A 21,347-nucleotide genomic window follows, 5' to 3' on the forward strand; every position below is an offset into this window, starting at 1 on the left:
CTGTTTGGCGAGCCTTATACCGGCTTACGCAGCGGGCGAAAGGGCATCGTCAAGCCGACCGAGACTTTCCGCTTTTCCGAGGCTTACCAAGGCGCCGGCGAGATCGGGCGCGGGCGACCCACCCGACAGGACGCCACGTAAGGCTGGGCCGATCTTTCCAAGGCCCACGCCCTCGCTTTCGGCGAAGGCGCGCAGGGCCGCCTCGAGGGCGACGACCTCCCATTCGTCCTGACCTGCGAGGTTTTGGCGCAGGCGGGCGAAGCGCGCGCGGGTCTCGTCGTTCAGCAGGCCGAGCGTCTTCTCGGGCAGGTCCAGGGGCCGCCGCTTCAGGGCGAAGACCACGGCGTCGGCCAACTCCAGGAGGGTCTTGGCGCCGTCCCGGACCAGCGGAATGGTGCGGTGCAGGATGTCGGTGTCGCCATCGTGCAGGGTCTCGCCCCGGCTCTTGAGGACGCGCACGGTCAGGTCCGTCAGCCGGCCGATCTCGGCCTGGCGCAGATAGTGGTTGTTGATGTGGTTCAGCTTGGCCCAGTCCAGCCGGGCGGGCGCGCTGACCACGTCGGTGACGTCGAACCAGGCCTGGGCCTGTTCGTCGGAAAAGATCTCGTCGTCCCCGTGACCCCAGCCGAGCCGCGCCAGGTAGTTGCGCATGGCCTCGGGCAGATAGCCCATGTCGTCGAACTCGCTGACCGCCTGGGCGCCGTGCCGCTTGGACAGCTTGGCGCCGTCGGGGCCGTGGATCATCGGCAGGTGGGCCCAGATCGGCACCTCCCAGCCGAGGGCCTCGTAAATCAGGGTCTGGCGGGCGGCGTTGTTCAGATGGTCGTCGCCGCGGATCACATGGGTGATCCCCATCTCGTGGTCGTCGACGATGACGGCGAGGTTGTAGGTCGGCGTGCCGTCGGTCCGCAGGATGATGAGGTCGTCCAGGTCCTTGTTCTTGAAGGTCACGTCGCCCTTCACCAGGTCGTGGATGACCGTCTCGCCCTCCTGCGGGCCCTTGAAGCGCACCACGAAGGGACGGTCGTTGAAGTTGGCGTCCTGGTCGCGCCAGGGCGAGCGCACCGCCCGGCCCTCGGCGCGGGCGATCTCGCGCTCGGCGGTCAGCTCGTCGGGGGTCATGTAGTCGCGATAGGCCCGGCCGCGGGACAGCAGCTCCTGGGCCGCCAGGACGTGGCGGTCGGCGCGGGCGGCCTGGAAGACCGGCTCCTCGTCGGGCGTCAGCCCCAGCCAGGCCATGCCGTCGAAGATCGCCTGGACGGCGGGCAGGGTGGAGCGCTCGCGGTCGGTGTCCTCGATGCGCAACAGGAACTTGCCGCCCATGCGCTTGGCGTAAAGCCAGTTGAACAGGGCCGTGCGGGCCGTGCCAATATGCATGTAGCCGGTGGGCGAGGGGGCGATACGGGTGACGACGGGGCGGTCGGACATCGAGCTCAAGACTGTGGGTGTGGCGGCGTCGGCGGAGGCCGACGCGATCGCGGCGCCTATTTACACGCCCGTCCGCAAGCTTCCTAGCGCCGCCGACGCGATGGCGTGGCTGCGCGCCCAGGCGGCGGCCCAGCCCGACCGGCTCAGCCTGTGGACGCCGGTGGCCTTCGGGTGCGGCGCGGCGGTCTATTTCAGCCTTCCGCGCGAGCCCCTCGCCCTGCTGGCGTTCGCCATCCTGGGCCTGGCCGGCGGCCTGCTGCTGATCCGCGCGCGATGGGGCGGCAGCCGCGCCCTGGCCGTGGCCCTGACCCTGGCGGCCTTCGCCCTGGCCGGCTTCGCGGCGGGCAAGCTGCGCACCGAACAGGTCCGCGCCCCGCGGGCGCCCGCCAGTGAGGGGATGGCGACCATCGAGGCCTTCGTGGTGGATGTGGCCAGCCCGGGGCAGGGCGGCCCACGCCTGTTGCTGGCGCCGATCCGGGTCGGCGGCCTGGACCCCGAGGCGACCCCGATCCGCGCGCGGGTGACCCTGCAGGCCGACGCCGCCCTGCCGCCGCCGGGAAGCGCCATCCGCCTGCGCGGCATGTTGAACCCGCCGCCGCCGCCGGCCAGCCCCGGCTCCTACGACTTCGCCCGCGACGCCTTCTTCGAGGGAATCGGCGGGGTGGGCTTCACCCTCACCGAGCCCCGCCAGATCTTCGCCGAGCCGCCGCCCTGGCGCCTGGCCCTGGAGATGCGGGTCAACGCCGCCCGCTGGGCCCTGGCGCGCAGGATCGTCGATCAGATGGGGGTGGAGAGCGGCGGCCTGGCCGCGGCCATGGTCACCGGTCACGAGGCCTTCGTGCCCCGGGAACAGGTGGACGCCCTGCGAGCGGCGGGCCTGGCCCACATCATCTCTATTTCCGGCCTGCACATGGCCATCGTCGGCGGCTTCGCCTTCGCCGGCGTCCGCCTGCTGATCGCCGCCTGGCCTTGGCTCGCCCTGCGTCTCTCCAGCAAGAAGGCCGCGGCCCTGGCGGGTCTCGCCGCCGTCCTGGCCTATCTGGTGCTGTCGGGCGCCCCTGCGCCGGCCGAGCGGGCCGCGATCACCGCCTGCGCGGCCTTCGGCGCCATCCTGGTGGATCGCCGCGCCATCAGCCTGCACACCCTGGCCATCGCCGCCCTGGTGATCCTGGCCCTGCAGCCGGAGGCGGTGACCGAGCCGGGATTCCAGATGTCCTTCGCCGCCACCACGGCGCTGGTCGCCCTGGCCGAGCTCTGGCCGCGGCCGGTGCGGGAGATCAACGCCCCCTGGCCGATCCGCGGCGTCCAGGCTGTGGGGACCTGGCTGGGCGCCAGCCTGGCGGCCAGCTTCGTGGCGGGCCTGGCCACCGGCCCCTTCGCCATGCAGCACTTCAACCGGGTCTCCACCTTCGGCCTCGCCGCCAACCTGTTGGTGGCGCCCATCTCCTCCTTCCTGATGATGCCGGCCCTGGCCCTGGGGGCGGTGCTGGCGCCCCTGGGCCTGGGGGAGGCTCCCCTGCGCGCGGCGGGCCTGGCCATCGAGGCCATGAACCGGATCGCCGCGACGGCGGCCGGCCTGCCCCACGCCCAGATCATCGTGGCCAGCGCGCCCGCCTGGACCCTGCCGGCGGCCTTCCTGGGCATCCTGTGGCTCTGTCTGTGGAAGGGGCCGCTGCGCTGGGCCGGCCTGCCCCTGGCCCTGGCCGTCACCCTGACCCCGCGCCCGCCGCCGCCGGACATCTGGATCGCCGCCGACGGCTCGACCCTGGCGGTGCGGCAGGGCGGGCAGGCGGTTCTGTTCCGTCCGGACGTGAAGCTGTTCGGCGCCGAGCTCTGGGCCCGGCGCAGGGGCCTGGAGCCCGCCACGGACGGTCTGGCGGCCCGCGACGCCCTCTATGACTGCGACCGCTGGTCCTGCGCCCCGAGGCTCGGCTCAAGCCCGCGCGTGGCCGCGGTCTTCACCCGGCGCGCCTCCACCATCGCGCGAAAGCTGCCGCTGTTCTGCCAATGGGCCGAGGTGGTGGTGGTGCGCGGCGCGGCGAACGCGGCCGACTGCCCCGCTGCGCTGTTGCTGACAGAGGACGACTTCGCCCGCGGCGGTTCGGCCGAGCTCTATCGCACGGCCCAGGGCTGGAGGATCGTCTGGGCGCAGACCCTGCGGGGCCGGCGCCCGTGGACGAATTAGAGAACGTCAGGCGGAAGTGGATGCCGGTTCCGCCGCCCGACGTGCTCTAATATCTTGAATCTAGACCCTTCTTGCCGTTTCAGATGAGTCATCTGAAACGGTCAGGGTCTAGTGGTACTTCCGGATCAGGCCGACGAGACGGCCCTGAACCTGGACCTGGTCGGGCCCGAAGATGCGGGTCTCATAGGCGGGGTTGGCGGCCTCCAGGGCGATGGAGGCCCCCTTCTTGCGCAGACGCTTGAGGGTGGCTTCCTCGCCCATCACCAGGGCGACGACGATCTCGCCGGAGGTGGCGGTGTCGGTCTTGCGGATCACCACATAGTCGCCGTCCAGGATGCCGGCGTTGATCATGGAGTCGCCCTGCACCTCGAGGGCGAAATGCTCGCCGGCGCCCAGCATGCTCTCGGGCACGTGCATGCGGTCGCGTTCCTGCTGGATCGCCTCGATGGGGGTGCCCGCGGCGATCTTGCCGAGGATGGAGATCTCGCGGGTGTCGTTGGCCGCGGCCGGCTGCGGCGCCGAGGATCCGGCCTCCACCAGCTGCGGCTTGAAGGGGGCGCGGCCCTTGGGCGGGGAGGAGGTGGTGGCCTGCTGCGGCAGCTTCACCACCTCCAGGGCCCGGGCCCGGTGCGGCAGGCGGCGCAGGAAGCCGCGCTCCTCGAGGGCCGTGATCAGGCGGTGGATGCCGGACTTCGACGCCAGGTCGAGCGCCTCCTTCATCTCGTCGAAGGATGGCGAGACACCGCTCTCCTTGATCCGCTCATGGATGAACATGAGCAATTCGTGCTGTTTGCGGGTGAGCATGGACGTAGAGCCCTTAAAGAACAAAGCAGAAACCTTGCCGATGTTCTCTAGGCGTTCTTCGTTAATGTCAAGTTGACCGCGGGCTAGGCCAGCAGGGCCCTCGCCGCGGCGGCCACGTCGGCCTGACGCATCAGGCTTTCCCCCACCAGCATGGCGCGAGCGCCGGACCGCTCCAGGCGGGCGGCGTCGGCGGGGGTGAAGATGCCGCTTTCCGTGACCAGCAAGGCGTTTGCGGGCGCCAGGGCCGCCAGACGCTCGGTGATGGCCAGGTCGATCTCGAAGCTGCGCAGGTCGCGGTTGTTGACCCCCACGAGGGTGGCGCCGAGCGCCCCGGCCCGGGCCATCTCGGCCTCGTCGTGGACCTCCACCAGGGCGTCCATGCCGAATCGGGCGGCTTCGGCCATCAGGGCGGAGGCGACGGAATCATCCACCATGGCCAGGATCACCAGGATGGCGTCGGCCCCGAGCGCCCGGGATTCGGCCACCTGCCAGGGGTCCACCAGGAACTCCTTGCGCAGGCAGGGCAGGGCGCAGGCGTCCCGCGCGGCGGTCAGGAAGCCGTCGGCGCCCTGGAAGCTCGGACCATCGGTCAGCACCGAGAGGCAGGCCGCGCCGCCGGCCTCATAGGCCCGCGCCAGGGCCGGCGGGTCGAAGTCGGCGCGGATCAGCCCCTTGGACGGCGAGGCCTTCTTGATCTCGGCGATCAGGGCCAGGCGCCCCGGCGCGTGGGCGCGTTCCAGGGCGGCGCGGAAGCCCCGCGGCGCGGAGGCCTGGGCCGCGGCGGCCTCGACCTCGGCCACGGTGCGCAGGGTCTTCCGCTCGGCGACCTCGTCACGCTTGTAGGCGGCGATCTTGGAAAGGATGTCGCTCACGGGGCGCTCGTGATGGCCACGAGCTGCTCCAGGGCGCGCCTGGCCCGCCCGTCGTCGATGACGGCGCGCGCCAGGTCGATCCCGTCGCGCAGGGTCTCCACCTTCTCCCCCACCAGGAAGGCGGCGGCGGCGTTGAGCAGCACGATGTCGCGATAGGCCCCGGTCTCGCCGTCCAGCAGGGCGCGCAGGGCCACGGCGTTCTCGGCCGGCGTGCCCCCGGTCAGGTCGGCCAGGGCCGCCCGCTTCAGGCCCACGGCCTCGGGCGTCACGGTGAACAGCCGCGACTGACCCTCGCGCCATTCGGCCACGACCGTCTCGCCCGTGGTGGTCATCTCGTCCATCCCGCCGCCGTGCACCACCCAGGCGCGTTCGGTCCCGAGCGCGCCCAGGACGCGGGCCAGGGGCTCGACCCAGCGTTCGGCGAAGACCCCCATGACCTGGCGCTTGGCGCCGGCCGGATTCGTCAGGGGTCCCAACAGGTTGAACAGGGTTCTGAACCCCAGCTCGGCCCGGATCGGCGAGACGTGGCGCATGGCGCCGTGATGGGCCTGGGCGAACATGAAGCAGATGCCGGCCTCGTCCAGGGCCTGCAGCTGGCGCTCGGTGGAGGCCGAGATATCGACCCCCAGCTCGGCCAGCACGTCGGCGGCGCCGGAGCGCGAGGACAGCGCCCGGTTGCCGTGCTTGGCCACCTTCAGGCCCCCACCGGCGACCACGAAGCCCACGGCGGTGGAGATGTTGAGGGTGTGCAGGCCGTCCCCGCCGGTGCCGCAGACGTCGATGACGTCGTGCGGATGATCCAGGGTCACGGCGGCGCGGCGCATGGCCCGGGCGCAGGCGGTGATCTCGCCGACGGTCTCGCCGCGCAGGCGCATGGCGGTGATGGCGGCGGCCACCTGGGCCGGGGTCGGCTCGCCGCGCAGGCAGGCGGCGAAGAAGGCGCCGGCGTCCTCCTCCGACAGGGTCGCGCCGTCGGCCAGCAGGCCCAGCAGAGGCTTGAAGGCGTCGGACATCAGGCCGGGACGGTCCGCGGCGCGCCGGCCAGGTCGAGGAAGTTGGCCAGCAGCTGGTGGCCGCCCTCGGTGGCGATGGATTCCGGGTGGAACTGCACCCCGTGGATCGGCCGGGTCCTGTGCTGGAAGCCCATGACCTCGCCGTCGTCGGTCCAGGCGGTGACCTCCAGGACCTCGGGCATCGTCTCCTTGGCCACCGACAGGCTGTGATAGCGGGTGGCGGTGAAGGGGTTGGGCAGGCCGGCGAACACCCCCTTGCCGGTGTGGTGGATGGGGCTGGTCTTGCCGTGCATGATCGCCTTGGCGCGCACCACCTGGCCGCCGAAGGCCTGGCCGATGGCCTGATGGCCCAGGCAGACCCCCAGGATCGGCAGATCCTGCGGCGCGCCGGTGATCAGACCCAGGCAGATGCCGGCCTCGTTGGGGGTGCAGGGGCCCGGCGACAGGAGGATGCCGTCCGGCTTCAACCCCAGGGCCTCGGGAACCGTCAGCGCGTCATTGCGATAGACGAGCGTCTCCGCCCCCAGCTCGTTTAGATAGTGGACGAGGTTGTAGGTGAAGCTGTCGTAGTTATCGATGACCAGGATCATGATCGTCCATCTAGGCTGTAGGCGCTCCTGCGCCAAGTCCGCGCATTGCGCCGGGTGCAAGTTGAGCGGAGGCTGTGGCCATGCCGCCCGCTGATTCCGTCCTCGACGCCGACCAGATCGCCCGCGCCCGCCTGTTGCTGGCGACGCCGGCGGCCAAGGAATCGATGTGGCCGGTGCTCTGCGCCGCGGCCTTCGCCGCCTCCACCGCCCTGACCCTGGCTACCGCCATGATCCTGGCGCCGCCGGTGATCACCCAGCACGTCGTGCAGGGCGACCGCTAGGCGCCTCGGCTAGACGAAGCGCCAGCTTTCCTCGGTCGCCCGGCGGACCGCGCGGGCCTTGTGCAGGGTCTCGTCGTACTCGGCGTCGGGATCGCTATCGACCACCACCCCGCCACCGGCCTGGGTATAGACCTGTCCGTCCTTGATGCAGGCGGTGCGCAGCACGATGCAGGTGTCCACGGAGCCGTCCGCGCCGAAATAGCCGACCGCGCCGGCGAAGGCGATGCCGCGCTTCTCCAGCTCCAACTCGTCGATGATCTGCATGGCCCGCACCTTGGGGGCGCCCGACAGCGTGCCGGCGGGCAGGGCGGCCATCAGCACGTCCACGGGGTCCAGCCCCTCCGGCGCGTCGCCCTCGACATTGGAGACCAGGTGCATGACGTGGCTGTAGCGCTCCACGAAGAAGCTGGCCGTCACCCGCACGTGGGCGCCCTTGGAGGGCTTGGGGGGCTCGTTGGCGCCGGGCTTGTTGAGCATCGCCACCCGGCCCACGTCGTTGCGGCCCAGGTCCAGCAGCATCAGGTGCTCGGCCCGCTCCTTGGGATCGGCGATCAGTTCGGCCTCCAGGGCGCGGTCCTCTTCGGGCGTCGCGCCGCGGGGCCGCGTGCCGGCCAGGGGGCGGATGGTGATCTTGCCGTCGCGCAGGCGCACCAGAATCTCCGGCGACGAGCCCACGAGCTGGAAGTCCCCGAAGTTCAGATAGAACAGGAAGGGCGAGGGGTTCATCCGCCGCAGCGACCGGTAGAGGGCGAAGGGATCGCGGCTGAACGGCGCGCGGAACCGGTGGCTTGGCACCACCTGGAAGATGTCGCCGGCGCGGATGTAGTCCTTGGCCCGCTCCACGATGGCCCGGTAGTCCTCGCGGCTGACCGGAGTGGTGAAGGCGTCAGGCTCGGCCACGCCATTGCCGACGAGTTGCGGGGCGGGCTTGCGGAAGTCGTCCATCACCCCTTCCAGCCGCGCCTGGGCGGCGTCGAAGGCCGCTCGCGCCGACAGCCCGTCGGGCCGCACGGTCGTCACCAGGATGATCTCCTGGGCGATGGCGTCGAAGATGGCCACGATGGAGGGCCGGATCATCAGGCCGTCGGGCAGGTCCAGGGGGTCGGGATTGACGTTGGGCAGCTTCTCCACCAGCCGGATCATGTCGTAGCCGATGGCCCCGAACACGCCCGCCGACATCGGCGGCAGGCCCGCGGGCAGGTCGAGCCGCGATGCGGCCACCAGGTCGCGCAGCGAATCCAGCGCCCCGCCCGTCTGGGTCACGAATTGGCCGGCCGCGATGCCGGGCCCCTGCGCGATCTCCGCCACGTCGCCCCGGCACCGCCAGACGAGGTCGGGCTTCATGGCGATCACGGAGTAGCGGCCCCTCCAGGCGCCGCCCTCCACGCTTTCGAACAGGAAGGCGTAGGGCCGGCCGTGGGCGATCTTCAGATAGGCCGAGACCGGGGTCTCGAGGTCGTCGATCAGACGGGTCCAGACCACCTGCGGCGCGCCCTGGGCATATTTCTGCTCAAAGTCCGCAAACGCAGGTTCGATCGTCACTTCGCCGTCTCCGTCTTGGCCGCCTTGGCGTCCTTCTTGGGCTCGAGGGGTTCGAGGCCCAGCGCGATGCGCGCATTGTTGGGATAGGTCTTCACCTTCACCAGGGACCGCGCGGCCTTGCGGGCGTCCTCCTGGATCTCGCGGAAGGTCCCCTCGGTCATCTGGGGACGGCTTTCCTCGGTGATGCGGGCCAGGGTCGGGCCCGTGGGGGCGCGGACCGCCTCCAGCTTGCCGACGATCAGGCCGAAGGTGGTGGCCTCGGCGGTGAACACCTCGCCGGACTTGGCGTTGAAGGCCTTGATCAGGGCGTCGCGGGACAGGATCTTGTTCTGGCCGGCGTTCTGGCGGTCGATGCCGGTGGCGCGGCCCACCTGGCCGCCCACCGTGGCGGCGACGGCCTCCAGGCTCTCGCCCTTGCGCACCCGCGCGGCCAGCTCGTCGGCCTTGGCCTGCAGGCGCTTGACCATCTCGCGCATCATCCAGACGCGGGTCAGCTGCGGCTTGACCTCGGCGAGCGGCGGCATGGCCTTGGGGATGATCTTGTCGACGCGGACGGCGTAGTACTCGCCCTGGCCGGCCTCCTCGACCTCGCTCTCGCCGCCCTGGGGCAGGCTGAAGGCGGTCTTCAGCAGCTTCTCGTTCACGCCGGGCACCGGCTGGCCCTGCGGGCTGCCGCCCTGTTCGGACACCGGGCCGATGGTCAGGACCGGCACATTGGCCTTCTTGGCGGATTCGGCCAGGTTGGCGCCGCTGTCATGGGCGTCCGAATAGGCCTGGCTCATGGCGTAGACCTTCTCGGCGGCGGCGTCCTTGCGCAGCTCGGCCTCCAGTTGCGGGCGGATCTGGTCGAGGGTGACGGCCTGGCCAGGCGTGATCTTGCTGACCGCGATCACCGCGAAGCCGAGGTCGCCCTTCACCGGGGCGATCTGGCCGACCGGCAGGCGGAAGGCGGCTTCCCCGACCTTGGGGTCGGCGATCGCCGTGCGCGGTTTGTCGGCATAGGTGATGGCGTCGACCCCCAGGGACTTGGCGATGGCGGCCGGCGCCTCGCCCTTGGCCAGGCGGGCGGCCACGGCCTGGGCCGCGGCGGCGTCCTTCACCGGAATCTGGATCAGGCTGCGGGTCTCGGGCTTGGAGAGGGTGTCGCGGCGGTATTCGAAGCGCTTCTGCAGCTCGGCGGGATCGATCGGCAGGTCGGCGCCGACCATGGAGGGGCTGAAGCGGACCACGGTGAGGACGCGGAATTCCGGACGCGTCAGGGCCGCGGCGTTCTCCTGCATCAGGGTGGTGAGCTGGGCGTCGGTGGGCAGGGGCGGCGGGGCCACGGTGCGCGGATCGACGGTGAAGTAGCCGACGTCGCGGCTTTCCAGCCCGTAGATGGCGCCCAGCGCGGTGTAGGCCCGCGGCACCCGCAGGCCGTTGGCGAAGGCCGAGGCCAGGTGCGCCTCGGCGATCTGGTCGCGCATGATCATCTCGAAGGCCGGGGGGGTCAGGCCGTTCTCGCTCAGGCGCTGGGCGTAGAGGGCCTTGTCGAAGCGGCCGGAGACCTGGTCGAAGAAGGCCGGGATCTTCTGCAGCTCGCGGGTGATCAGCACGTCGGAGGGCCGCACCCCGATCTTCCACAGCATCTCGCCGAAGGCCTCGCGGTTGGCCACGTCGTTCAGCACCCGGGTGTCCAGGCCGTTGGCGGCGGCCACCTCGTTGGTGATCGGCTGGCCCACCTGCTGCTCGGCGCCTTTGCGGAAATTGTCGAACTCCCGCTTGAAGTCGGTGGCCGAAACCTTGCGGGACCCGGCCGTCACCACGGAGTTGGAGACCCCGCCCTTGAAGACGTCATGAATGCCGAAGATGGCGAAGCTGACGATCAGCAGGCCGATCAGAACAGCGGCGACCCAGGATTTGGCGAAGGTGCGGACGGCGGCGAGCATGTGGGCGGTCTTCCTGGCCCCGCGGGGCGAGCATCGGAACGGGCGGTATAGTGGAGGCCGCTTGGCCCCCGCAAGCGCGTGACAGAAAACACAAGGCGCCTTACTCGCCCAGGGAACACGACAAAAGCGAGGCCTTGATGACCGCCCCCACCCCCCTGATCGCCGGAAACTGGAAGATGAACGGGGATTCCGCGTCCCTGGGCGAGGCGCTGGCCACCGCCGCCGGCCTCGGATCGACCAAGGCCCGCGTCGCCATCTGCCCGCCGGCCACCCTGGTTTCCCGGATGGCGAACGCTCTGAAGGCCACCAATGTGCTGGTGGGCGGCCAGGACTGCCGCGCCGAGGCCGCCGGCGCCTATACCGGCGACATCGCCGCCAGCATGCTGGCCGACGCCGGCGCGGAGCTGGTGATCCTGGGCCACTCCGAGCGCCGCAGCGGCTATGGCGAGACCGACGCCCTGGTGGCCGCCAAGACCGTGGCGGCCCTGGCCGCCGGCCTCGAACCCATCGTCTGCGTCGGCGAGACCCTGGAGCAGCGCAAGGCCGGCAAGGCCCTGGAGGTCGTCACCGGGCAGGTGAGGGGCTCTCTGCCCGCGGACCTGGCCGGCAAGGCCTTCTGCGTGGCCTACGAGCCCGTCTGGGCCATCGGCACGGGCCTCACCCCCTCCACCGAGGAGATCGTCGAGGTCCACCGCGCCATCCGCGCCACCCTGACGGAGGTGTTCGGTCCCCACGGCGCGACGGTGGCCATCCTCTACGGCGGCTCGGTGAAGCCCTCCAACGCCGCCGAGATCCTCCACGCCGACGAAGTGGGCGGCGCCCTGGTGGGCGGCGCTTCGCTGAAGGCCGCCGACTTCCTGGGAATCATCGGCGCGGTCTGAGGCTGAGGCGGCCCCGGTCCAGCTAAATCACCGCCCGGTCGAACCGAACCCGGAAGAAGCGCGTCTCCACGCCCTCGATGCCGAAGTCGTTGTCGTTCACCAGCAGGAGTTCGTGGTCCGACAGCGCGATCATGCCCTCAAGGTCCGGGGCGACCTGCGGAGCCTCGTCGCTGGTGAAGATCAGCGCCTTCTCGAGCGCCCCGGCGCCGGTCAGGTCGACCGCGTAGATCTTGCTGGTGCGGGTGATGCGCTCCAGCACCAGCAGCCGGCCGGGCCCGACGCACAGCAGCTCACCGATCTTCAGGTCGCTGACCTCCACCGGCCCCGCCGCGACGTCCCTCAGGAAGCTCTCCGGCGGATCGAGGGGATAGCTGTGCTCGGCCAGGAGCGCGCCGGACACCGCGTCCAGGGTCCATATCCGCGCGGCTCCGGCGTCGTCGCCCTCGAAGGCGCTCTGGAACCCGGCATAGAGCCGAGTCTCGTCCTGCGACACCGCCAGGCCCTCGAACCCGCGGTTGAACCGCCGGCGGCTCGCCATGGACGGCAGAATGTCCCGCCCGCCGGCCACAACCAGCCCCTCCGGCGTCCAGCGCAGCTCCACCACGCCATCGGCCCGCACCTTCATCAGCGACGGCCCGTATTCCTCCGCCACCCAGAACGAGCCATCGGTCAAGGCCACGACCGCCTCGCTGTCGGCGCCGTTCGGATCGGCCCCCAGGGGGCGGCCATCCAGGTCGAACAGCGGCTCCATCCCCGCGGCGTCGCCGCCGGGCAGGGGCAGGCCGGTGATCGGCGCCCCCGAGGCCGCCCGCAGCGGCAATGTCCTCAGCCACTCGACCCGGTTTCCCGTGATCTGCAGCTCCGACAGGCTCGGCCCGAACTCGGGCATCGGCAGGATCTTGGCGCCCGGCGCGTCGCGCAGGTGGTCGAGCCCCTTCACGCCATAGATATCCTGGGCCTGGCCCACCTTCAGGTTGGGCCCTCGGTCTCCCAGCGCCCATAGACGTCCGGGTCGATCGCCGGGCCGCCGCGTCAGGCCCGAGCCCAGTCCCAGGGTGGCGCGCAGCACCCGGTCAGGCAGGGCCAGCTCGCCCAGCGGACGATCCTGCCAGGCCAGCTGTTCAACCACGAAGCGCGGCGGCGCCATGCAAGTCCTTCCGAAGCGGCCTGTCGGATTCGATAGCTTGAACCGCGCCTGCGCATCGCGACGATCCTCCGGATCGCAGCGCGTCGCCACACCGGAGTTCGACCATGACCGAAATGACCTCCTATCTCGGCTGGAAGATCGACTACAGCCAGCCCGTGGGGGAGGCGGCCTATCTGCATCCCGGTTCGGTGCACTGGCGGGTCTACAAGAACCCCATCGCGCTCGCCGTCGGCGGGGTCGCCGCGGTGCTGCTGGAGTTCGCCGACGCCCGCATCCGCTCCGGGGTCTGGGACCATTCCACCTACAAGGCCGACCCCATCGGCCGCTCCAAGCGCACCGGCGTCGCGGCCATGGTGGGGGTCTACGGCCCGCAGAGCGCCGCGCGCCGGGTGATCCAGGGCGTCTCCAACATGCACGCCCGGGTCAAGGGCGCGACGCCCACGGGCGAGGCCTACAAGGCCCTGGACACCGAGCTTCTGGACTGGGTCAGCGCCACGGCGGCCTATGGCTTCCTCAACGCCTATGACCGGTTCGTCTCGCCGGTCTCGGAGGCCGACAAGGCCCGCTTCTACGAGGAGGGCGGGCCGATCGCCCGGCTCTACGGCGTGCAGTATTCGCCGAAATCGACCGCCGACTTCCTGGGCATGATGGACAAGCTTGCTCATCGCTTCGAGCCGCACCCCATCGTCGAGGAGTTCCTGGCCATCATCCAGTCGGGCCAGGCCGCGCCGGGCCTGCCCAAGTTCCTGCACCGGGCCCTGGCCCGCGCCTCGGTCTCCCTGCTGCCGCCCATCGTGCGCGAGAAGCTGGCGCTCGGCCCGGAATATGACCTGACCGCCGCCGACCGCCTGGCCCTGAAGATCGCCGGCAAGCTGGCCGACCGCATCCCGGTCCGCGATTCCGCGCCGTGCCAGGCCAGCAAGCGCCTGGGCCTGCCGGAGAACTTCCTCTATCGCAGCCCCGCCGAGCAGAAGCGCCTGTTGGCGCAACGCGCCACACCCACCCAAGGTGTCATCCCGGAAAGCGCCTAACCTGCCTGCTTCCCCCACGCATGTGGGGGAAGTGTCACAAGGCTTGGCGCAGCCAAGACGCGTGACGATGGGGGTGAGAATCTCCAACGCACTGCGCTTCAGACACGCACCCCCATCGACCCTCCAGCCAAGAGGCTGTCGGCCCACTTCCCCCATGAATGGGGGAAGCTATCGTCTCACGGCCCCTTCAGCTCCACCGTGTTCCCCTCGGGGTCCTGCAGGTAGATCGACAGCCCGTCGCCATGGGCGCCGTAGCGCTGGCCCTCCTCGCTGATGGCCACGCCGTGGGCGGCCAGATGGGCGCGGATGACGGCGTCGTCGAAGCCCTTCACCGTCAGGCAGAAGTGGTCGAGGTTGCGGCCCTCCTGACCCGGCGCCGCGCCGCCCAGGGCGCCCAGCTTCCCGTCGACCGTCACCAGGTCGATGAGGCTGGCCCCGGCCCGCAGGTGGGTCAGGCCCAGTTCCGGACGGTCCCAGTCCACGGAACATCCCAGGACATCGGTATAGAAGGCGATCATCGCCGCCTTGTCCTTGATGCGCAGGACGATGTGGTCGAAGCCGGCGAGTTGAAGCGGATGGTCGGTCATGGGTCTCAGATAGTTCCTCCAGGTCGGCAGGCTAGAGCAGCAGCCCGAACAGCCGGCAGTCGCGGCGATCGCCGTCGCGCAGGACGTGGCCGCGCAGCAGGCCCTCTTCCTTGAAGCCCAGCTTCTCCAGCAGGGCGTCGGAGCGCCGGTTGCCCAGGTGGGTGCGCGCGGTCAGCCGCCGCAGGCCCGTGGAGGCGGCGTAGGCGATCACCGCCCGCATGGCCTCCACCGCGTAGCCTTGCCCCCAGGCGCCGCGCCCCAGCATGAAGCCGACCTCGGCGCGCTTGTGCCAGCGGTCGATGTCCGACAGGTCGCAGCAGCCCAGGAACTCGTCTCCCTGCAGGGTGCGCATGGCCCAGTAGAGCGCCCGTCCCTCCGCCATGTCCTCCACCTGACCGGCGACGATGGCGCGGACCAGGTCGGGATCGTCGATTTCGGGCACGTCCCAGTGGGCCATGACCTCGGCGTCGTTCATCAGGGGGAACAGCAGATCGGCGTCGGAGACCTCGAGAGGGCGGAGGTTCAGGCGTTCGGTTTCGAGAATCATTGGTCTTGCCCGCGACGTGCGACGCCCTAGCTATGGCCTTGCGCGCATCTCAGTGGTAGAGCGCGCGCTTCATTTCGGCTCCGCTCCTTCGGCCGAGGCTATCGGACGTACACATGCTGCTTGGCATCCTTCTCACCATCCACATCATCGTCTGCGTCTGCCTCATCGTCGTGGTGCTGATGCAGCGCTCGGAAGGTGGGGCGCTCGGCATGGGCGGCGGACCGACCGGTTTCATGAGCGCGCGCGGCGCCGGCGACCTGCTGACCCGCGTCACCTGGATCCTGGGCTCCACCTTCTTCGTCCTCAGCCTGGCGCTCACCCTGCTGTCGGGCCGGCAGGGCGCGGCGGAGTCCGTCGTCGACCGCATGAAGGTCGAATCCATCGACCCCAACAAGCTGAACCGGGCCCCGCAGCCGCAGCCGGAGAGCCCCAGCGCGGCGCCGGCGCCCCTGAGCGCCCCGACCCCGCAGGTCCGCAATCCCTTCACCGGCGAGGCGGAGGGGACGACCCCGGCCGCCCCCGCCCCCGCCAAGCCCTGATCCGATCGCCATGGTCGGTCTGGCGTCGGCGCCGCGCACGCGGCGTGATCCCCCATGGGTGGGGCGAGGTGCGGCGTTTGCGCCCGCAAGCAAGTTTCACGAATCACCACAGCGCGCGCGCTGCGAATCACGGCTAATCTGAACGCCCATGACGCGGTACATTTTCATCACCGGCGGCGTGGTCTCCTCCTTGGGGAAGGGTCTGGCCTCCGCGGCGCTCGGCGCGCTCCTGCAGGCTCGGGGCTACAAGGTCCGCCTTCGCAAGCTCGACCCCTATCTCAACGTCGATCCGGGGACGATGAGCCCCTATCAGCACGGCGAGGTCTTCGTGACCGACGACGGCGCCGAGACCGACCTGGACCTGGGCCACTACGAGCGCTTCACCGGGGTGAACGCCACCAAGGCCGACAACATCACCACCGGCCAGATCTACAAGACCATCATCGAGAAGGAGCGGCGCGGCGACTACAACGGCGCCACCGTCCAGGTGATCCCCCACGTCACCGACCAGATCCGCGAGTTCGTGCTGTCGGATCCGGGGGAGGGCGTCGACTTCGTGCTGGTGGAGATCGGCGGCACGGTGGGCGACATCGAGGGCCTGCCGTTCTTCGAGGCCATCCGCCAGCTGGGCCAGGAGCTGCCCCGCGGCCACGCCTGCTACATCCACCTGACCCTGCTGCCCTACATCAAGACCGCCGGCGAGATGAAGACCAAGCCGACCCAGCACTCCGTCAAGGAGCTGCGGTCCATCGGCATCCAGCCCGACATCCTGCTCTGCCGCTGCGAGATGCCGATCCCCCAGGGCGAACGCCGCAAGATCGGCCTGTTCTGCAACGTCCGGGAAAGCGCCGTCATCCAGGCCATGGACAGCGCCAACATCTATCACGTGCCGCTGGACTATCACGAGCAGGGCCTGGACCGGGAGGTCCTCGACGTCTTCGGCATGGCCGAGTCGGCGCCCGCCCCGGACCTGACCCGCTGGAAGGCCATCTCCGCCAGCCTGACCAATCCGGACGGCGAGGTGAACATCGCCATCGTCGGCAAGTACACCGGCCTCACCGACGCCTACAAATCCCTGGTGGAGGCCCTGATCCACGGCGGCGTCGCCCAGAACGTGCGGGTCCGGTTCGACTGGATCGAGGGCGAGGCCTTCGAGCGGGAGGAGGGGCTGATCGCCCAGCGCCTCACCGACGTCCACGGCGTCCTGGTCCCCGGCGCCTTCGGCGAGCGCGGCTCGGAGGGCATGATCCGCGCCGTCCAGTTCGCCCGCGAGCACATGATCCCCTATTTCGGCGTCTGCTTCGGCATGCAGATGGCCATGATCGAGGCGGCCCGGAACCTGGCCGGCATCGGCGAGGCCTCCTCCACCGAGTTCGGCCCCACCACCGAACCCGTGGTGGGCCTGATGACCGAGTGGACCAAGGGCAATGAGCGCCAGGTCCGCAAGGAGGGCGACGATCTCGGCGGCACCATGCGCCTGGGGGCCTACGAGGCGGTCCTGACCCCCGGCTCCAAGGTTTCGGAGATCTATGGCGGCCTGACCATCAGCGAGCGCCACAGGCACCGCTACGAGGTCAATATCGACTACCGCGACCGCATCGAGCAGACCGGCCTGGCCTTCTCGGGCCTCTCGCCCGACGGCGTCCTGCCGGAAATCTGCGAGCGGACCGACCACCCCTGGTTCATCGGCGTCCAGTTCCACCCCGAGCTGAAGAGCCGACCCTTCGAGCCCCACCCCCTGTTCGCCAGCTTCATCGGGGCCGCCCGCGACCGCTCGCGGCTGGTCTAGGGCGGGGGATGCACGCGATCTGCATCTCGACGCCTTCGGCGCTTGAAACGACGCGGGGTTTGCGTCATACACCCGCGCTCACGTCGGCGGCCCCGGGCCGCCGCTTCCATTTCCACGCCTGAGAGATTCTCCCATGGCCGTTCCGAAACGCAAAACTTCCCCCTCGCGTCGCAACATGCGCCGCAGCCACGACGCCCTGGGCGCCAATTCCTATGTCGAGGACAAGGAAACCGGCGAACTGAAGCGCCCGCACCACGTCGACCTGAAGACCGGCATGTACAAGGGCCGCCAGGTCATCACGCCGAAGGAAGACTAGCGCTTCCTCGCCGCCCTGACGGGCGCGCGGCGTCTTCCAGCTTGAAGATCGAAAAGCCACCCGCTGCGGGCTCCGCGGCGGGTGGCTTTGCCTTGGGCGCTCAATAGCCGGCGTAGCGCATGCCCGCCCGGGTTTCGGCGATGGCCGCGTCGGTGGCGCGAATCGCCGCCGCGCGGTGGCCGCCCTTGTCGTTGTTGGCGGCGATCAGGTGCGCGCGCGCGCCCTGCAGGGCGTCCAGCGCCGCCTCCATCTGCGGCTGGGCCGCCGTAGCGCGCCCGATCAGGGCCCCAAGGGCCATGGCGGCGGCGAAGCCGGCGATGTTCAGCTGGGTCTTCGGTGTCATCTGGGTCTCCGGATATGTGTCCCCCACGGTGACGGTGCGCCGGTCGCCCCGGGCGGGGTACTGGCGAATTTTAGGCCGCCGTCCGCCCGGCGAACCCCCACAGGATTTGCCCCGCGGCCCGAAGCTGGCTAAGGGTCGCGCGCCTTTTCTCAATGCCCACCCGGGGAACGCCATGACCGAGATCGTCGACATCACCGCCCGCGAAATCCTCGACAGCCGCGGCAACCCGACGGTCGAGGTGGACGTGGTGCTGGAGGACGGCTCCATCGGCCGCGCCGCCGTGCCGTCGGGCGCCTCCACGGGCGCCCACGAGGCGGTGGAGAAGCGCGACGGCGACAAGAGCCGCTACGGCGGCAAGGGCGTCCTGCAGGCGGTCGACGCCGTCAACGGCGAGATCTACGACGCCCTCTCCGGCTTCGAGGCCGAGGACCAGCGCCGCCTCGACACCCTGCTGATCGAGCTGGACGGCACCCCCAACAAGTCGCGCCTGGGCGCCAACGCCATCCTGGGCGTCAGCCTGGCCGTCGCCAAGGCCGCCGCCACCGCCGCCGACCTGCCGCTCTACAAGTATGTCGGCGGGGTCTCGGCCCGCGTCCTGCCGGTGCCGATGATGAACATCATCAATGGCGGCGCCCACGCCGACAACCCGATCGACATCCAGGAATTCATGATCCTGCCCACAGGGGCGGCCACCTTCGCCGAGGGCCTGCGCATGGGCGCCGAGATCTTCCACGGCCTGAAGAGCGCGCTCAAGGCCGCCGGCCACAACACCAATGTCGGCGACGAGGGCGGCTTCGCCCCCAACATCGCCACGGCCGAGGAGGCGCTGGCCTTCATCGTCAAGTCCGGCGAGGCCGCCGGCTACAAGGCCGGCCGCGACTTCGTGCTGGGCCTGGACGTCGCCTCCACCGAGTTCTTCAAGAACGGCAAGTACGAGATGACCGGGGAGGGCAAGACCCTCGACCCGTCCGGCATGGTCGACTACCTGGCCGGCCTCGTCGCCCAGTTCCCCATCGTCACCATCGAGGACGGCTGCGGCGAGGACGACTTCGAGGGCTGGAAGCTGCTCACCGACAAGCTGGGCGCCAAGGTCCAGCTGGTGGGCGACGACCTCTTCGTCACCAACCCCAAGCGTTTGGCCATGGGCATCGAGAAGGGCCTGGCCAACTCGATCCTGGTGAAGGTCAACCAGATCGGCACCTTGTCGGAGACTCTTGACGCCGTGGAGATGGCCCACCGCGCCGGCTACACCTCGGTGATGAGCCACCGCTCCGGCGAGACCGAGGACTCCACCATCGCCGACCTCTCCGTCGCCGCCAACTGCGGGCAGATCAAGACCGGCTCCCTGGCCCGCTCCGACCGCACCGCCAAGTACAACCAGCTCCTGCGCATCGAGGAAGAGCTGGGCGACCAGGCGGTCTATCTCGGCCGCGCCGCCCTCAAGGGCCGCTAGGGCCTCAAGCGTCGCCATTGACGCCGGTCAAGGCGGCGCGCGAGTCCATGGGGCATGGCGGACGGGAAAACCGGAGTCCCGCCATGTCCCTTCGCAACACCCGCGCCGCCTATGGCTGGGCGGCCATCGCCCTCCACTGGATCAGCGCGGTCGGTGTCACCGCCCTCTACCTGCTGGGGGAGCAGATGGAGGAGGCGCCGGACCGGGCCGCCAAGATCGCCGCCCAGAACTTGCACGTCTCGGTCGCGGTCCTGCTCTTCACCTTCCTGGCCGCCCGCCTGCTGTGGAGCGTCTCCCAGCCCCATCCCCGGCCCCTGGAGCACAATGTCTGGCTGCATCGGGCCGCCATGGCGGTGCAGGTCCTGTTCCTGCTGATGATCGCGGTGTTGCTGGTCACCGGGCCGCTGGCGGTCTGGTCGGTCGCCCGGCCGATCCAGGTCTTCGATCTCTTCGCCATCCCCAGCCCGTTCCCCGTGCGAGTGGGCTGGCTGCACGAAGCCGCCGAGGAGGTGCACGGGGCGGCCAGCAAGCTGTTCTGGCCCCTGATCGTCCTGCACGTGGCCGGCGCCCTGAAGCACCTGGTGATCGACCGCGACGGGACCCTGCAGCGGATCCTCTGGGTCAAGCGCGCCGGATAGGGCTAACCTCGCCCCGGCATCCTTCGCCCCGGCCAGGCCGGCGCCTCAGCCCCAAAGGGTCAGCATGGTTCGATCTCACCGCGAAATGCACCTCATCGAGCGGGTCGGGTGGCTGCGGGCCGCGGTCCTGGGCGCCAATGACGGCATCGTCTCCACCGCCAGCCTGATCGTCGGCGTCGCCGCCGCCGCCCAGGGGCGCAGCGAGATCCTGGTGGCCGGGGTGGCCGGCCTGGTGGCCGGCGCCATGTCCATGGCCGCCGGCGAATATGTCTCGGTCAGTTCGCAGTCCGACACCGAGCGGGCCGACCTGGCCCGGGAGAAGGGCGAACTGGCCACCCAGCCGGAGCTCGAACTGGCGGAGCTGGCGGGGATCTACGCCGAGCGTGGGGTCGAACCCGGGCTCGCGCGCGAGGTCGCCCGGCAACTGATGGCCAAGGACGCCCTGGGCGCCCACGCCCGCGACGAGCTCGGCATTTCCGAGATGACCACGGCCAAGCCGGTGCAGGCGGCCATCACCTCGGCGCTCACCTTCTCGGCCGGGGCGGCCCTGCCGCTGGTCCTGGCGATCGTCACGCCGCTTCCGGCGCTCGTGCCGGCGGTCTCGGCGGCCTCCATCGCCTTCCTGGCCCTGCTGGGCGGGGTGGGCGCACGGGCCGGCGGGGCCCCCATCTGGAAGGCGGTGGCCCGGGTGACCTTCTGGGGCGCCATGGCCATGGCCCTGACGGCCGGCGTCGGAGCGGTGTTCGGCGTCGCGGCCTAGGAGGCTCAACAGCGCGCAGGCTTGCCAAGACAATTCCGTCATCCCGGAGGGCCGTCAGGCCGGTCCGGGACCCAGGGGCCATGCGCGCGGCCCCTGGGGCCCGGCTCTCCGCTTCGCCGCGTCTGGGATGACGCCAATTTGGCGGAGGGCGGCCAGGGCTCAGGACCGCCCCGATTATCCCCAATCCGATGCGACCCTTGGCCCCGCGGCCTCAAGCTTGACCGCAACGCAATATTAAACATGAAGCGTCACCCTGACCGGGTCCTGAAACGCGTTTGATTCCAAGCCAGTGCTCGCACGAATTCGCCCCTATCTGCCGACCGCCGCCCTGGCCTTCCTGATCTTCTATTTCGGGTTCCACGCCTTCACGGGCGATCGCGGCCTGCTGTCGTCGGATCTGCGCGACGCCACCCTGGCCGCCAAGATCGCCGAGCTGAACAAGGTGCGCATCGAGAGGCAGGACCTCGAGGCCCGCGCCCGCCTTTTGCGCGACACCAGTCTTTCGGCCGATCTGCTGGAAGAGCGGGCTCGTTCCCTGCTAGGTTTCGCCGACCCGAGAGACTATGTGATCCGGGTGAAGCCGTAGGGCGGATTCGTTCGTTCTAGAGCACGACGGCCATGACCACGCACAGGTCTCCGGCCTTCATCGCGCTCTACAGAAGGTTTGGAGCGT

General features: G+C 70.2%; 22 protein-coding genes. 11 read left to right on the forward strand and 11 right to left on the reverse strand.

Translation table 11 applies throughout. The features are described from left to right. Positions 1–24: 24 nt before the first annotated feature. The gene (gltX, locus tag AC1RN5_RS08025) at positions 25–1,437 is read right to left on the reverse strand and encodes a glutamate--tRNA ligase (protein ID WP_493040686.1); all 1,413 of its coding nucleotides are present in this window, start codon (positions 1,435–1,437) and stop codon (positions 25–27) included. A 91-nt stretch (positions 1,438–1,528) separates the two neighbouring features. Between gltX and AC1RN5_RS08030 the strand changes: the two genes are divergently transcribed. Then, the gene (locus tag AC1RN5_RS08030) at positions 1,529–3,613 is read left to right on the forward strand and encodes a ComEC/Rec2 family competence protein (protein WP_493040687.1); all 2,085 of its coding nucleotides are present in this window, start codon (positions 1,529–1,531) and stop codon (positions 3,611–3,613) included. A 108-nt stretch (positions 3,614–3,721) separates the two neighbouring features. Here AC1RN5_RS08030 and lexA read toward each other — a convergent pair whose 3' ends face one another. The 4 genes from lexA to AC1RN5_RS08050 all read right to left on the reverse strand — a co-directional run bounded on the left by lexA (position 3,722) and on the right by AC1RN5_RS08050 (position 6,892). Further along, positions 3,722–4,417 carry a transcriptional repressor LexA gene (gene lexA, locus AC1RN5_RS08035; protein WP_304699904.1) on the reverse strand — a complete coding sequence of 232 codons (696 nt, stop codon included), beginning with the start codon at positions 4,415–4,417 and terminating at the stop codon, positions 3,722–3,724. 83 nt (positions 4,418–4,500) lie between these two features. After that, positions 4,501–5,289, reverse strand: coding sequence for an indole-3-glycerol phosphate synthase TrpC (trpC, locus tag AC1RN5_RS08040; RefSeq protein ID WP_493040688.1), 789 nt, complete (start codon positions 5,287–5,289; stop codon positions 4,501–4,503). Next, entirely contained in the window at positions 5,286–6,302 is a 1,017-nt protein-coding gene (gene trpD / locus AC1RN5_RS08045) for an anthranilate phosphoribosyltransferase (RefSeq protein ID WP_493040689.1), read from the reverse strand. The genes trpC and trpD overlap by 4 nt, the downstream gene beginning before the upstream one ends. Further along, positions 6,302–6,892: an anthranilate synthase component II gene (locus tag AC1RN5_RS08050; protein ID WP_493040690.1), complete on the reverse strand. Its 591-nt coding sequence runs from the start codon at positions 6,890–6,892 to the stop codon at positions 6,302–6,304. The genes trpD and AC1RN5_RS08050 overlap by 1 nt, the downstream gene beginning before the upstream one ends. 80 nt (positions 6,893–6,972) lie before the next feature. Between AC1RN5_RS08050 and AC1RN5_RS08055 the strand changes: the two genes are divergently transcribed. Beyond that, positions 6,973–7,173 carry a hypothetical protein gene (locus AC1RN5_RS08055; protein WP_304699897.1) on the forward strand — a complete coding sequence of 67 codons (201 nt, stop codon included), beginning with the start codon at positions 6,973–6,975 and terminating at the stop codon, positions 7,171–7,173. A 9-nt stretch (positions 7,174–7,182) separates the two neighbouring features. On the opposite strand, the gene trpE is transcribed toward AC1RN5_RS08055, so the two are convergent. Together trpE and AC1RN5_RS08065 are read right to left on the reverse strand one after the other, a co-directional pair. Next, on the reverse strand, positions 7,183–8,715 hold the full coding sequence (gene trpE, locus AC1RN5_RS08060; RefSeq protein WP_493040691.1) for an anthranilate synthase component I: 1,533 nt from the start codon (positions 8,713–8,715) through the stop codon (positions 7,183–7,185). Beyond that, positions 8,712–10,643, reverse strand: coding sequence for a peptidylprolyl isomerase (locus AC1RN5_RS08065; RefSeq protein ID WP_493040692.1), 1,932 nt, complete (start codon positions 10,641–10,643; stop codon positions 8,712–8,714). The genes trpE and AC1RN5_RS08065 overlap by 4 nt, the downstream gene beginning before the upstream one ends. A gap of 137 nt (positions 10,644–10,780) precedes the next feature. Here AC1RN5_RS08065 and tpiA point away from each other — a divergent pair, with 137 nt between their 5' ends. Next, positions 10,781–11,524: a triose-phosphate isomerase gene (tpiA, locus tag AC1RN5_RS08070; protein ID WP_493040693.1), complete on the forward strand. Its 744-nt coding sequence runs from the start codon at positions 10,781–10,783 to the stop codon at positions 11,522–11,524. Between the two features lie 22 nt (positions 11,525–11,546). Here tpiA and AC1RN5_RS08075 read toward each other — a convergent pair whose 3' ends face one another. Continuing rightward, the gene (locus AC1RN5_RS08075) at positions 11,547–12,671 is read right to left on the reverse strand and encodes an esterase-like activity of phytase family protein (RefSeq protein WP_493040694.1); all 1,125 of its coding nucleotides are present in this window, start codon (positions 12,669–12,671) and stop codon (positions 11,547–11,549) included. 104 nt (positions 12,672–12,775) lie between these two features. Here AC1RN5_RS08075 and AC1RN5_RS08080 point away from each other — a divergent pair, with 104 nt between their 5' ends. After that, positions 12,776–13,702 (forward strand): oxygenase MpaB family protein, encoded by a 927-nt coding sequence (locus AC1RN5_RS08080; RefSeq protein WP_493040695.1) that lies wholly within the window; start codon positions 12,776–12,778, stop codon positions 13,700–13,702. A 176-nt stretch (positions 13,703–13,878) separates the two neighbouring features. Here AC1RN5_RS08080 and AC1RN5_RS08085 read toward each other — a convergent pair whose 3' ends face one another. Together AC1RN5_RS08085 and AC1RN5_RS08090 are read right to left on the reverse strand one after the other, a co-directional pair. Beyond that, on the reverse strand, positions 13,879–14,289 hold the full coding sequence (locus AC1RN5_RS08085) for a VOC family protein (RefSeq protein ID WP_493040696.1): 411 nt from the start codon (positions 14,287–14,289) through the stop codon (positions 13,879–13,881). 31 nt (positions 14,290–14,320) lie between these two features. Further along, positions 14,321–14,836 carry a GNAT family N-acetyltransferase gene (locus tag AC1RN5_RS08090; RefSeq protein ID WP_493040697.1) on the reverse strand — a complete coding sequence of 172 codons (516 nt, stop codon included), beginning with the start codon at positions 14,834–14,836 and terminating at the stop codon, positions 14,321–14,323. Positions 14,837–14,949: 113 nt separating this feature from the next. Between AC1RN5_RS08090 and secG the strand changes: the two genes are divergently transcribed. The 3 genes from secG to rpmF all read left to right on the forward strand — a co-directional run bounded on the left by secG (position 14,950) and on the right by rpmF (position 17,480). Then, entirely contained in the window at positions 14,950–15,375 is a 426-nt protein-coding gene (secG, locus tag AC1RN5_RS08095; RefSeq protein ID WP_493040698.1) for a preprotein translocase subunit SecG, read from the forward strand. Between the two features lie 148 nt (positions 15,376–15,523). Then, the gene (gene pyrG / locus AC1RN5_RS08100) at positions 15,524–17,164 is read left to right on the forward strand and encodes a CTP synthase (RefSeq protein ID WP_493040699.1); all 1,641 of its coding nucleotides are present in this window, start codon (positions 15,524–15,526) and stop codon (positions 17,162–17,164) included. A 133-nt stretch (positions 17,165–17,297) separates the two neighbouring features. Beyond that, complete coding sequence (rpmF, locus tag AC1RN5_RS08105; RefSeq protein ID WP_304701635.1) at positions 17,298–17,480, forward strand: 50S ribosomal protein L32; 183 nt, start codon at positions 17,298–17,300, stop codon at positions 17,478–17,480. A gap of 100 nt (positions 17,481–17,580) precedes the next feature. Here the strand turns inward: rpmF and AC1RN5_RS08110 are convergent, their stop codons facing one another. Beyond that, complete coding sequence (locus AC1RN5_RS08110) at positions 17,581–17,823, reverse strand: hypothetical protein (RefSeq protein ID WP_493040700.1); 243 nt, start codon at positions 17,821–17,823, stop codon at positions 17,581–17,583. 172 nt (positions 17,824–17,995) lie between these two features. On the opposite strand from AC1RN5_RS08110, the gene eno reads away from it, so the two are divergent. The 4 genes from eno (at position 17,996) to AC1RN5_RS08130 (ending at position 21,260) form a co-directional block, all read left to right on the forward strand. Beyond that, entirely contained in the window at positions 17,996–19,276 is a 1,281-nt protein-coding gene (eno, locus tag AC1RN5_RS08115) for a phosphopyruvate hydratase (RefSeq protein WP_493040701.1), read from the forward strand. 83 nt (positions 19,277–19,359) lie between these two features. Next, on the forward strand, positions 19,360–19,914 hold the full coding sequence (locus AC1RN5_RS08120; protein ID WP_493040702.1) for a cytochrome b: 555 nt from the start codon (positions 19,360–19,362) through the stop codon (positions 19,912–19,914). An 85-nt stretch (positions 19,915–19,999) separates the two neighbouring features. Continuing rightward, the gene (locus AC1RN5_RS08125; protein WP_493040703.1) at positions 20,000–20,674 is read left to right on the forward strand and encodes a VIT1/CCC1 transporter family protein; all 675 of its coding nucleotides are present in this window, start codon (positions 20,000–20,002) and stop codon (positions 20,672–20,674) included. A gap of 289 nt (positions 20,675–20,963) precedes the next feature. Further along, positions 20,964–21,260, forward strand: coding sequence for an FtsB family cell division protein (locus AC1RN5_RS08130; RefSeq protein ID WP_421931473.1), 297 nt, complete (start codon positions 20,964–20,966; stop codon positions 21,258–21,260). Positions 21,261–21,347: the final 87 nt, after the last annotated feature.

Source organism: Phenylobacterium sp. GW821-FHT12F10, from assembly GCF_058806695.1.